The organism is Flavobacterium sp. FlaQc-48 (assembly GCF_044007335.1).
In the GTDB taxonomy this organism is placed as follows: domain Bacteria; phylum Bacteroidota; class Bacteroidia; order Flavobacteriales; family Flavobacteriaceae; genus Flavobacterium.
This window is the reverse complement of record NZ_JBIPCR010000010.1, coordinates 176,348-188,773: the sequence shown is the minus strand read 5'-3', so window position 1 is coordinate 188,773 and position 12,426 is coordinate 176,348. Positions and strand designations below refer to the sequence as shown.

The following is a 12,426-nucleotide window of genomic DNA, read 5'->3' as shown; positions in this document are numbered from 1 at the left end:
TAAAATTACTGATGATTTTTAAGCCATTCTAATCTGCGTTGATCCGGCAACTGTGTTACTTTAAAATTCTCGAATTTAGCTTCAAAACCTTTTCCGTCCGGCGATGCGGCCATCAAACCTACCATCACTGGTGTGTTGTCCTGTAAAGGCGCATTTCTGGTCAGGATGTAGTTTTTATCATCATACGAAAAGAAAACCTCAACAGCGTCTAATCGTCTCACTACTTTAATCCATACAAATGGCGGTGCTTTGTCTAAAGTAGTTACGCTCCAGTCGCTTTTATCGTGTGTTACGACTGTACTGATATTAAATTTTCCGTCTACAAATTCAACTCCTGTTTTAATATAGTTTTTCTCGTCGATACGAAGCATTAATCCCATTTGGTCAAAACGGGCAATATAATTTCCGGTAATTTTTACTTTGGCTTCAAATTCTCCACCATAAGTAGCGTAATAAAACGGAGCATCATCTACGGTGAATCCGTAATGCGAAATACGCCAGTAATCGCTGTTTGCTGTAACATTCATGATTAACGCATTGTTTTTAATTTCCCATTTTTCAGGTTCATTAAACCATTGCATTTTATTCAGGCTTTGCGCCGAAAGGTTTTGGATCAACAATAAAACCAGAATACTTAGTACATTTTTTTTCATTTAAATTAATTTAACTATTAACTTATTTTTTTTGAACCACTAAGAGATTAAGAAAGATTAAGCTTAATCATAATGGTTATTTTTTGGGAACCTTTAAGAAATTACGAAAAGTTAAGTTTTAGGCTTAATAAACACAACGCCTTAATGATCTTAATATCTTAATGGTAAAATCCATAAATGGTAAAACCATTTTAAAAGCAAAGCTGCAACTTTTTACACTTGCAGCTTTACAACCAACCAATTTAGAAATAATGAAATTATTGAAGTGAGAAGCCCACTTTAGATTTTATATCTGTAGAAGATGCCCCAATGATTGCTTCAAAAGCTCCCGGTTCAGCAACCCAGTCGTGTTTTTTATCATCAAAAAAGCTCAAAGCTGTTTTGTCTACTGTAAAAGTTACTGTTTTTTCTTCTCCCGCTTTAAGCGCAATTTTCTCAAATCCTTTTAACTCTTTTATTGGACGGGGTAATGAAGATTTTAAATCGCTGATATAAAGCTGAACAACTTCTGAACCTTCTCTTGGTCCTGTATTTTTAACCGTAACAGAAAATGTAATTTTGTCGCTGCTTGTCATTTGTTTTTTATCAGCAGTTACTTTTCCGTATGCAAAAGTCGTATAGCTTAATCCGTGACCAAAAGAGAATAATGGTTTTGCTTTTTGTTTGTCAGCCCAACGGTATCCTACAAAAATTCCTTCGTTATATTTTACGTCATCACCGCCCGGGAATTCTCCTAAAGCATGCGCTCCGTTATCTGATAATTTAACCGGAAAAGTGAAAGATAATTTTCCTGAAGGATTTACATCTCCAACCAAAACGTTCGCCAGGGCGCTTCCTGCTTCTGTACCTAAAAACCATCCTTGTACGATTCCCGGAACTTCTTTTACCCATGGCATTGCCACAGCATTTCCTGAAATATTGACAAAAACTACATTTTTATTTACTTTAACCAGGTCGGCAATTAATTTATCCTGTCCGTATGGCAAACCTAATGTTGTACGATCATGTCCTTCAGCATCCTGATTGTCACTTTTATTTAAACCTCCAATAAAAAGAATGATATCAGCATCTTTAGCTACTTTTAAAGCCTCAGCAGATAATTCTGCCGGAGAGCGTTTGTCTTCTAAGCTTACTTTTGCCACTACCCCATTATAATTACTGGTTGGATCCCCAACATAACCACGGGCATAAACGATTTCAGCCTGATTTCCAATTCTTTTCTTTAATCCTTCAAGAGGTGTAATTTCGTATCTTGCTTTTAGTGAAGAACTTCCCCCTCCTACAGTCATCATCTTGATGGCATTTTCACCAATAACCACGATTTTCTTTGTTTTAGAAAGGTTAATTGGTAAAATGTTATTATTGTTTTGAAGCAATACGATTCCTTCTTCGGCAATTTTACGGCCGGCATCTGCATGTTCCTGTGTTCCAAAAGATCCAAACGGACGATTTCTATCCATTGTTGTTAAGAACGATAAACGTAAAATACGACGTACTTTTTCATCTAATTCTTTAGTTCCAACTTCCCCTTTTCTAATCATTTCTGAGTATGGTTTTGCCAGATAATAGTTGTCATAGGCATTACTGGTTCCCCAGGAAAGTCCGTTTGTCCAGGAACCAAACTCCATATCCAGACCATTGTATATCGATTGTTTTGTATCGCTAACTCCTCCCCAATCTGAAACTACAACTCCTTTAAAGCCCCATTCTCCGCGAAGAATATCATTTAGCAAAAACTCGTTATGACAACATTGTTGTCCTTTATATCGGTTGTATGACCCCATAATTGCCCAGGCATCACCTTCCTGAACTGCAGCTTTAAAAGCAGGTAAATAGATTTCGTACAAAGCACGATCGTCAACAATAACGTTTACAGAGTTACGTTTTGTTTCCTGATTATTTAAAGCAAAATGTTTTACACAGGCAGCAACTCCGTTTGCCTGTACTCCTTTAATATAAGGAACAACCATTTTTGAAGTAAGGAAAGGATCTTCTCCCATATATTCGAAGTTACGACCGTTTAGTGGTGTTCTGTAGATATTCACTCCGGGGCCTAACAATACATTTTTGTTACGGTAACGTGCTTCTTCTCCAATAGATTTACCATATAAAGAAGATAACTCTTTGTTCCAGGTTGCAGAAAGTGCCGTAAGAGCCGGAAATGCAATACAAGAATCATTTGTCCATCCTGCCTGATCCCATTCGTCCCATTTTACTTCAGTACGAATTCCATGAGGCCCGTCAGTCATCCAGTTTTCCGGAATACCTAAACGTTTTACACCTGGAGAACTAAATTTAGACTGCGCATGGATCATGGCAATTTTTTCTTCGGTTGTCATTCTTTTAAGCGCATCTTCTACACGCTCTTCAATTGGCTTTTTATCATCCAGATAAACCGGAACTTTATTCTGTGCATTCACACCAATAGAGCTCAACAAAAGTAAAACAACAATTGTTTTAACGTTTTTAAACATAACTAATAATTTATTAAAGCATTTAATTTACAATCAAAGGTTACATACAGTTGCCGGTAACCTTTTTAATAATAGTGTAAAGCTAAAACGTTATAGTTCGTTTTGAATTTTTAAACGAAAAAAAGTAGTGAATTAAAAAATCAATAGTTTGATTTACAATTGTTTAACAAAAAATAAAGATCAAAAAAAGTAGTGATTTTAAAATATTTTTTCAGACTTTCAATGAAATTAAGCCAATTTTCATGACCATTTCTTCAAAATCATTTCGGGAAACTGCAGCTTTATTTCGACCTCTGGTGCGATAATTATAAATTGTGCTTAAAGAGTACCTGAGAAAGGCTGCAATTTTTACACTGTCATTAATTCCCAAACGGATCAAAGCAAAAATACGAAGCTCGGTATTGAGCAATTCTCCTTGTTTTAAAACGATCTGTTCTTCCTTAATTAAAAGTGCGTTGAAGTCTTTGACAAAAGTGGGATATAAATTCAGAAAGATAATATCAAAATTCTTGTATAATTCTTCGAGTTCGTTATCAACCAGAGTAGTCGACTTAAGCATTTTATAAATCTCATCGAATTGTTTTGCCGTTGCTTTTTTATTTAAAATGATACGGTAATTTTCAAGTTTATTGATGTAGGTTGAACAAAGGCTGAAAAAGTGTGCAATATATTCTTCCTTAATATGATTTGATTCTGATAATTGTGCATTACGTTCCTGTAACTGATTGTTGGTTTCTGTAATGTCTTTATTTAATTCGGCTAATTTTTGACTGGTAATAAAAAGTTCCCCTCTAATTCTGGACACCTTTTTCATTTGCTTGTACACATAAATTATGGCCACTAATAAAAATGCCGAAAGTAAGCTGATACATAAAAGATACAGTTGCAACTCGGTTTTTCTTTTAGCCTCTCTTTCCAGATAAACCGTATTGATAATCGAATATACCTCAGACATTAACAGGGTACGAAACTGAACATTACAATAAAGTGCATCTTCGATAGCCGATTGTGTTAATTTATAGGCCATATCAACATCGCCGATTTCATAAAAAACAAGGGCTAATTCCTGAAGTGATGCATTATCTTTATTGGCATTTTTTATATCTGAAGTAGCCGAAAGTGCGTAATATTTCTTTCTTAATTCTAATTGCTTCGTGGTTTCATAAATTTTACCCAAAAGATACGTAACCATTGCATATTGGGGATTATCTTCTTTGATATTGCCAAATATTTCTAACAATTGCTGTTCTGCAATTTTAAACTTTTTCCGGGACATTATTTGCTGAATCCTGGTAATCTGATAATTTAGCGTATTAGGCCCTAAAACAGTTACTAAAGAATCTCTGTATTTTTGTATTTGCTGAATGTATTTAATATCGTAACTATTGGCAGCATAATGCTCAAAAAACTCGCGATAGGCCACATAATAATGTTGCAGTAATGCTACCGACAGGTTTTTCTTGTCAATGCTTTTCAGGATTGCCTCAGATTCACGGTATTTTCCCGAAGATGAATAAAGGGTTACCAATTGCAAATTCGCCAGATTTAGCAACTCTTTGTTTTGAAGATCGCTGGCAATTTTCAGATTCTTTTTGACATAAAAAATAGCCGAATCTGAGTTGAATTTTTGGTACTCTGTGTATAATGTTTTGTTGTAATTGTATTCTTGTTCCTTCGTTAAATCTTCCGATTTTATTTTTTTAAAGTTTAAAATACGCTCCTCTTTGAGACGAACATAATGCGCTTTATTCCTAAGGGCATCGTTTAGCTTTGCAATAATAGTATCGGTACTGTCTGATGAATAAACAGGATTTGCCAACAGAACTAAAAAACAAAGCAACACGTAATTTTTCAAAGCGAATTAAAGATATAATGAGACTTACAAATATAACAAAGTGATCGTATAAAAGATGAATTATTTATAAGACGCAAATTTTGAATTTTGTAACAAAAAAACCGCTTAAAAAACATTGCTTCTGGCGAAAAGTACAGTTCAGATAAAATTTGATGCTCATTTTACTGATTCGCTATCCCGAAGACACAGCTGAAAAACAGATTTTTTAAATTAATTATAGGTTACGAATATAATCCTGTGGCAATGATTTTTTGTAAATTTGATTGTCTCTAATTTTTCTAATCTCAACTAAATAAATATGCCTCACTTTATTATTGATTGTTCCGAAAATGTAATACACTTAAAATCGGCTGATGATATTATGCAGGAAGTTTTTGATGCTGCCATGTCAACCGGACTTTTTACTGAATCTGAAATTAAAGTACGGATCAATCCGTTTAGTTATTACAATAACGGAAATTCCTTAAATGATTTTATACATGTTTTTGGATACATTATGGAAGGCAGAAATACAGATCAAAAGGCAAATCTTTCCCAATCAATTGTTTCTAAACTGAATGAAATACTACCCGAAGTTCCGGTAATTTCAATCAATATAAAAGATTTTGAAAAAGCAAGTTATTTTAATAAAGCGATGATCTGAAAAGAGTTTTTAGATCCTTTATGATATAAAAGAAACAATAACAACAATTCCCTGTCACTATAAAAACAAATACCTAATTATCAATAAATTAAATAATTTGTATATTTTTTTTATAAACAGATTTATTTTTTTAATCTAAGACTTTTACAAAAAAAAGCTACAAATTCACGAATATTTCTAATCTATTTTCCTGAAAATTCGTGAATTCACAGCTATATTAACTCACAATATCAATAAAACTTTAAAAAAGTTCCCACAAAGATCGATCCTCGCAACTCTATCCTCTTGATTCGATCCTCTTGACTCTTTGCTCTATCTTCTTGACTCTTTACTCTATCCTCTTTACTCTATCCTCTTTACTCTTTACTCTATCCTCTTGACTCTATCCTCTAACTACCCGCAATTGGCGCTGCCAGACAACTTTCGGGAATATCAAAAGCATTGACCAACGAAACAGCATCCGGACGAATGTCCCAACAAAGCTGATTGACCATTTTACGGATGGCTTTGGTTTTTACGGCTTCCATATATCCATCTTCCAGATACCAGGCTTTGTTTTTTTCGATTTGCGAAAGTGCGTACAGATGATTCAGTTTTGTCAATATCTCTTTTGATTTATTATCTTCAACTGCTGTTATTGCCAATTGAAACTGCTCCAAAACCACTCTTTCCAAATAAGCCTGAGCTACATCAATCATTTGGTGTTGTACGACATTAAAAGCATCATAAGGCTCTAAACCTCCGTCAACTAATTTTTTGATACGTCTTGCTGCAGATGCCAATATTGTTTTTTCTCTATGAATGAAAGCCTGTAAATGAAATTCCCCGTCAAGCAAATGTTCATCATCGGTTTTGCGGGTTGCAATTGGATTTTTTTCTGTAATGGCCGTTTTGGCATTTTCATATACATAATTGATGATTCCCAAAGAGCCCATTTCTCCGAATGCTTTTCTGAATTCAGACAAACGGTTTTTGGCAACCAATTGCATCAAAACGGTATTATCGCCTTCAAATGTGGTGTATATTTCGGTATCATTTTTTAAAGCATCGATTCGGTTTTCAGACAAATAGCCTTTTCCGCCACAGGCTTCACGGCATTCTTGCAAAATATCTCTGGTACTCCAGGTCGAATAGGATTTCATTCCGGCTGCCAACGCTTCAATTTCCTGCATTTCGGCTTCGGTTTTGTTTAAGAAACGATTAGTAAGATATTGTAAAGCAAAATGAACGGCATAAGTTTTAGCCAATGGCGGAATTAATCGGCGTTGGTGCATTCTGTAATTTAAGATTGGAACTTCTGATCCGCCTTCTGGTCCAAATTGTCGTCGCTGATCACTGTATCGAATTGCAATGGTCAATCCGGATTTGGCTGCAGCCAAAGCAGAACGCGGAATCCCGATTCGTCCGCCAACCAAAGTCCCCAACATGGTAAAAAAACGTCTGTTATCACTCGGAATCGGGCTTTCAAATTCGCCTTTATCATTCACAGAAGCAAAACGATCCAGCATATTTTCTTTTGGAATTACTACCTGATCAAAACTAATCGTTCCGTTGTCTACGCCATTTAATCCCATTTTATGTCCACAGTCACCAATAGTCACTCCATTAAGGGTATTGCCGTTTGTATCGCGTAACGGAACTACAAAGGCATTTACACCATAATCATGACCGTCAATTACTAATTTGGCAAAAACGGTTGCCATTTGCCCGTGAACCGCTGCATTGCCAATATATTCTTTTTGGGCGTTTTTGTTTGGTGTATGAATGGTAAACGTTTGATCATTGTGATTGTAAGTGGCTGTGGTTTCTAGACCTTTTACATTTGATCCGTGATGTGTTTCGGTCATTGCAAAACAACCCGGAATTTTTAATGTTCCAATATCTTTTAGGTATTTCGCATAATGCTTATCAGTTCCTAACGATTGCACGCTCATTCCCCAAAGCCCAAACTGAACACCAAATTTGATTACTAAGCTCAAATCGTGATAACTCAGGGTTTCCATTATGGCAAAATAATCGGCTATGTTTTCTCCTCCTCCATATTGTTTTGGATAGGCCATATTTCCGAGATTTTCTTCGGCTAAAATTTTACACCAATTGTAAACGGTCTGGCGATACACCCTGATATCTGTCGAAGTTTCGTAAGCAAATTCAGGTCTTGAAATAACCGATTTTACTTTGTTGATAATCGCAGCTTCTTTACCGTTTAGGATTGCTGTTATTTTCCGGATATCAAAATCAGCATTAGTCTGGGAGTTTGCCGTAAACGAACTGGCTTTTGTTTTAAAATTCTGAAGGGCTTCTTCACCCAAAATTCCGAGATCATTTTCCAGTTTTATAAAATCTGATTTCAAAGTCGAAATACCGGTGTCTTTTTCAGAAAGCGCTTCTGCAATATCAAAGATGGATTTGATATCTTCTTTATTTTGAATACTGTTTTCAATATCTGATTTCCACTGTGAGAGTTCATTTCGCGAAGGCGGATTTGAGATATCTACTCTTGAAAGCAATTGTTGTTTTTCTTCGGGCGAAAGCCAGGTTAGGTCATTGATAAATTTCTGAATCGTGATAAACTCTTTCTGAGTCAGCAAGTCATCGGACCATACTAAATAGAATAACGGAATAAAGGCTTGAAGTTTGGTATTTTTCATAGAGAATCTTAATTTTTACTTCTGTTAAATTAAAGAAATTTCACTTAAAGTACGTTAAGATTCTCTTAATATATAGATGCTGTTGTGTCTGTAATTTCAAGATGGTGCCCGTTTTTTATCCGTTTACTTTAGTATTCATCATACCGCTTACAACGTTAATCATTGCTTTTCTGGTTAAGAATCTCGGCAAAAACGACTGAACATAATTCATTGCTCCAACAATTTTAAAACTTTTGCTTTTTAGAAGCGCTTTGATTCCTTGTTTCGCAACTTCTTCGGGAGTATCTGCTGTCATGCCTTTTGTGTTTGCTCTTGCCACAGATTGAAAACCGGTAGTGGTATTCCCCGGACAAAGTGCTGTTATGGTGATCCCTTTTTTATGATACTCGCCATAAAGTGCTTCAGAAAAATTTAGCACAAACGATTTACTGGCGCAATAAGCAGCTACGTATGGACATGGCTGTAATGCCCCGGTTGAAGCAACATTAATGATACCGCCATCTCCTTTTTTCAGCATATCCGGCAATACCAAATGACAGAGTTTTACCAGTGCGTTGATGTTGATTTCGATCATTTCTTCGTACTGCTGAATACTTTCATCCAAAAAATTGATCCATTTACCAAATCCCGCATTGTTGACCAGTATATCTACAGTTAAACCGGCCTGTTTTATTTGATTGTACAATTTGTACGGAGTTTCTTTTTGCAGAAGATCACCAGCAAAAACATTTACTTTTACTTTATACTCATTTGAAATTTTACTGGCCAAAAGATCTAATTTACCTTCTGATCTCGCTGTTAAAATAAGATTTGTTCCCTGTTTTGCCAATTCATAAGCAAAAGCTTCTCCAATGCCGGATGATGCTCCGGTAATCAATGCTGTTTTGTTTTTTATTGTTTTCATTTTTTAGTTATTTTCTGAAGCAAAATTCAGGAATAACCAGACCATTCTACTTGACCTATGTTAGGAAATCAGTTTTCTCCTGATTCGGCTTAAACTTTCAGGTTTGATCCCGATAAAAGAGGCAATATATTGAAGCGGCACATTTTTAATTATATCCGGATTATATTTTAACAGGTTTAAATATCGATCCTCTGCTGACAGATTCATAATATCCCGGGTTCGCTGCTCATTATAGATAACCGATTTTTCATAAATAATTCTGGCAAAATCTGCCCATTTTGGACTTTTTTGGCAAAGGCTGTCAAAATTGCTTTTTGTAATACGCAGTACCTGACACGGAGTTATACATTCGACGCTGTCATGGGAAACGGTTCCGTTTATAAAGCTATTGAAAGAAGTGATAAATCCGGATGGACAATTGATATGGGTAGTAATCTGAGCACCATTTTCATTATAAAAAATGCGTATAAAACCGGAATTTATAAAATACAAATACTTAACGGGTTTGTTTTCGATTTCTAAAATCTGACCTTTATCAAAAAAAACAGGCTCGAAAAAAAGCCCCACGACACTTATATCAGTTTCATCGATTTTTATAATTTCCCGAATTAAATTTAAAAGTTTTTCGTGCATTTAAAATCTAGTTTGAATGAATCTCATATCATAAAAAGGCTTTTTTATTTGCCAAGAATTTACCCTGTTCCATAAAAAAACAGGAATGAAAAATACTCATTCCTGTTTGAATATCCTGTTAAGATTCTGGTAATTTATATTTTAAACCAATAAAAAATATATACTACCACACGTTATTTAGAATCTTTGGATATTGTGGCAAACTTTTGTCTGATGGCAAAAATATGATGTGAATTAAAAACCAAAACGGCCAGAAAAACAATTCCGTAGGCAATAATCTGTATCAATCCGAACTGTTCTTTATAAAGGAACATGGCCAACAGAAACGCAATCATCGGATTAATATTCAAAAGCATTCCTACTGTCGATGAGTTAATTCCTGAAAGCGAATATAAATTAAGGAACAATGGAAAAATGGTAAATAAGATCGCGATGGTTTCGATACAGAAATAAAATTTAAATGCTGTTGGAACAGGACCACTATAAAGAGGATAAAAAGGCAATAAAAATAATGCTGCCAATGTAATATGAAACGTTAGAATTATAAATTTATCAAAACCTTTATTGACACGCTGACTTACCAGATAGGACGCATAAGTTGAACCTATAATGATGCTAAAAAGCATATCCGTGATGTTGGCATAGGATAAAAGTACACAGCCTGAAATGCTTAATCCAACTGCAATCCACTGTGTTTTACTTAGTTTTTCATGCAAAATAAAGTAGGCCAATAAAGTCGTTAAAATGGGGCAAACCAAATAGGCTAAAGAGGTTGCTTTTACACTCACATGATTCATGACGTAAATAAACGTAAACCAATTGGCCATTAAAAAAACACTTCCGCCAATATTTAACAGTGTTGTTTTTCTTTTCTCGGCTTTTGGTAATGCCTTAAAGGTTTCAATGGCTTCTCTGACTTTTTTTCGTCTGAATATAAAAGCAATAAGCAGCATTAGAATACTACAACTAAAAACACGATAGAATAATATATCTAAAGAGGCATAGTCGTGAATGGGTTTTAAAACCAAACTAAAAAATCCCCAGATGACAAAACAGGTAATGGCGGCTATGTAGTATTTTGTTGTTTTCACGGATGGCTGTTTTTTGTTTCGTTTTCTATGAAACAAATTTCTAAAAAATAAAACAGCAATACAGATACAGTTTTTGTAAATTGCACCATAACAGTTTTTTTTTATGAAAAATTCAAATTACTTATATCTTCAGTTTGCAGACCGAATCGAAAAGCAAATAAAATCAGGTGTTTTAAGCGTTGGCGACAAACTGCCTTCTATTCGTGAAGTCTGTGCTGAAACGGGTTATAGTATGAGTACGGTAAGCAAAGCGTATTATGAAATTGAAAGCAGATCATTGATTGAATCGCGGCCTCAATCCGGATATTATGTGAGTAATACTTCGGCCAGAGTCATTACAGAACCTTCACCAAGCAGTCCAATTTTAAAATGTGCCAATATTGACCGCGAAGATTTGATCGATCAGGTTTATGGTAATATGACGGATAAAAACATTACGATGCTTTCTTTGGGTTTTCCTTCGAATGAATTGCTTCCTATTGCCAAACTAAACAAAGGAATGGTTCAGGCGATGCGCCAGCTGCCTAACAGCGGAACGAGTTACGAAGAAGTAAAAGGAAATCCCAATCTAAGAAGGGAAATTGCCAGATGGTCTTTTACCTGGGGAGGATCACTTACTGAAGAAGATATTATTACCATGCCGGGCTGTACAAGTGCAATCTCCCATTGTTTGATGACGCTGACAAAACCCGGAGATACCATTATCACTGAAAGCCCTGCGTATTTTGGAATCCTGCAATTGGCTAAATCCCTGGGATTATACATCATGGAATTGCCAACCAATATGACTACGGGAATAGAACTCGAAGCACTTAAAAAAGCACTTTCGTCTAAAAAAGTAAAACTTTGTTTGCTGATGAGCAACTTTAGTAATCCGTCCGGAAGTATGATGCCGGCTGAACATAAAATAGAAGTGGTGAAGTTGATGGAATTTTACAATATTCCGCTGATTGAAGATGATATTCACGGGGATTTGTACTTTGGCTCCAGCCGGCCTACAAATTGTAAAACGTATGACGAAAGCGGTATTGTACTTTGTTGCAGTTCCGTTTCTAAAACACTGGCCCCCGGTTATCGTGTGGGCTGGGTTTCTCCGGGAAAATTCAAAAAAGAAATATTGCGAAATAAAATTTACCACTCGCTCTCCTCTCCTACTATTACACATGAGGTTGTGGGCGATTTTCTAAAAAATGGCCGATACGAAAATCATCTTAGGAAAATACGCCAGATACTGAATCATAATTGCAATAATTATATCAACACCATTTTGGAATCTTTTCCGAAAGGTACAAAAGTAAGTCAGCCACAAGGCGGTTTTTTTCTGTGGATCGAATTAGATAAAAATATTGATACGGCTGTATTTTACCATTTAGCCATGCAACACCATATTAGCATTGCACCGGGGCGAATTTTCTCTTTTCAGGACCAGTTTTCGAATTGTATGCGACTGAGTTTCGGACTGCCCTGGAGCAATGAATTAAGACAATCCATACAAACATTAGGAAAACTGCTTCATCAGTGA

The 12,426-nt window shown here is 35.5% G+C and carries 9 protein-coding genes; 2 read left to right on the top strand and 7 right to left on the bottom strand.

Annotation, left to right across the window (positions count from 1 at the left end; all coding sequences use genetic code 11):
* Nucleotides 1-5: 5 nt before the first annotated feature.
* The 3 genes from ACHRWY_RS16790 to ACHRWY_RS16780 form a co-directional block, all read right to left on the bottom strand.
* A complete protein-coding gene (locus ACHRWY_RS16790; protein ID WP_395356218.1) occupies nucleotides 6-653 on the bottom strand; it encodes a DUF1349 domain-containing protein in 648 nt (215 codons plus the stop codon).
* 257 nt (nucleotides 654-910) lie between these two features.
* Complete coding sequence (locus ACHRWY_RS16785; RefSeq protein ID WP_395356217.1) at nucleotides 911-3,127, bottom strand: glycoside hydrolase family 3 C-terminal domain-containing protein; 2,217 nt, start codon at nucleotides 3,125-3,127, stop codon at nucleotides 911-913.
* Between the two features lie 211 nt (nucleotides 3,128-3,338).
* Nucleotides 3,339-4,982, bottom strand: a complete 1,644-nt coding sequence (locus tag ACHRWY_RS16780) for a DUF6377 domain-containing protein (protein ID WP_395356215.1) — start codon at nucleotides 4,980-4,982, stop codon at nucleotides 3,339-3,341.
* Between the two features lie 298 nt (nucleotides 4,983-5,280).
* Between ACHRWY_RS16780 and ACHRWY_RS16775 the strand changes: the two genes are divergently transcribed.
* Entirely contained in the window at nucleotides 5,281-5,625 is a 345-nt protein-coding gene (locus ACHRWY_RS16775; RefSeq protein WP_395356214.1) for a 5-carboxymethyl-2-hydroxymuconate Delta-isomerase, read from the top strand.
* A 389-nt stretch (nucleotides 5,626-6,014) separates the two neighbouring features.
* On the opposite strand, the gene ACHRWY_RS16770 is transcribed toward ACHRWY_RS16775, so the two are convergent.
* The 4 genes from ACHRWY_RS16770 to ACHRWY_RS16755 all read right to left on the bottom strand — a co-directional run bounded on the left by ACHRWY_RS16770 (nucleotide 6,015) and on the right by ACHRWY_RS16755 (nucleotide 10,904).
* Nucleotides 6,015-8,276: an acyl-CoA dehydrogenase gene (locus tag ACHRWY_RS16770; protein WP_395356213.1), complete on the bottom strand. Its 2,262-nt coding sequence runs from the start codon at nucleotides 8,274-8,276 to the stop codon at nucleotides 6,015-6,017.
* A gap of 115 nt (nucleotides 8,277-8,391) precedes the next feature.
* On the bottom strand, nucleotides 8,392-9,180 hold the full coding sequence (locus tag ACHRWY_RS16765) for an SDR family NAD(P)-dependent oxidoreductase (RefSeq protein WP_395356212.1): 789 nt from the start codon (nucleotides 9,178-9,180) through the stop codon (nucleotides 8,392-8,394).
* A gap of 60 nt (nucleotides 9,181-9,240) precedes the next feature.
* Nucleotides 9,241-9,813 (bottom strand): Crp/Fnr family transcriptional regulator, encoded by a 573-nt coding sequence (locus tag ACHRWY_RS16760; protein WP_395356211.1) that lies wholly within the window; start codon nucleotides 9,811-9,813, stop codon nucleotides 9,241-9,243.
* 173 nt (nucleotides 9,814-9,986) lie between these two features.
* Nucleotides 9,987-10,904, bottom strand: coding sequence for an EamA family transporter (locus ACHRWY_RS16755; RefSeq protein ID WP_395356210.1), 918 nt, complete (start codon nucleotides 10,902-10,904; stop codon nucleotides 9,987-9,989).
* Nucleotides 10,905-11,007: 103 nt separating this feature from the next.
* On the opposite strand from ACHRWY_RS16755, the gene ACHRWY_RS16750 reads away from it, so the two are divergent.
* A complete protein-coding gene (locus ACHRWY_RS16750) occupies nucleotides 11,008-12,426 on the top strand; it encodes a PLP-dependent aminotransferase family protein (protein ID WP_395356208.1) in 1,419 nt (472 codons plus the stop codon).

Coding starts and splice junctions, on each gene's coding strand:
- ACHRWY_RS16790 (WP_395356218.1), bottom strand. CDS start 653: ATGAAAAAAAATGTACTAAGTATTCTGGTTTTATTGTTGATCCAAAAC.
- ACHRWY_RS16785 (WP_395356217.1), bottom strand. CDS start 3,127: ATGTTTAAAAACGTTAAAACAATTGTTGTTTTACTTTTGTTGAGCTCT.
- ACHRWY_RS16775 (WP_395356214.1), top strand. CDS start 5,281: ATGCCTCACTTTATTATTGATTGTTCCGAAAATGTAATACACTTAAAA.
- ACHRWY_RS16770 (WP_395356213.1), bottom strand. CDS start 8,276: ATGAAAAATACCAAACTTCAAGCCTTTATTCCGTTATTCTATTTAGTA.
- ACHRWY_RS16765 (WP_395356212.1), bottom strand. CDS start 9,180: ATGAAAACAATAAAAAACAAAACAGCATTGATTACCGGAGCATCATCC.
- ACHRWY_RS16760 (WP_395356211.1), bottom strand. CDS start 9,813: ATGCACGAAAAACTTTTAAATTTAATTCGGGAAATTATAAAAATCGAT.
- ACHRWY_RS16750 (WP_395356208.1), top strand. CDS start 11,008: ATGAAAAATTCAAATTACTTATATCTTCAGTTTGCAGACCGAATCGAA.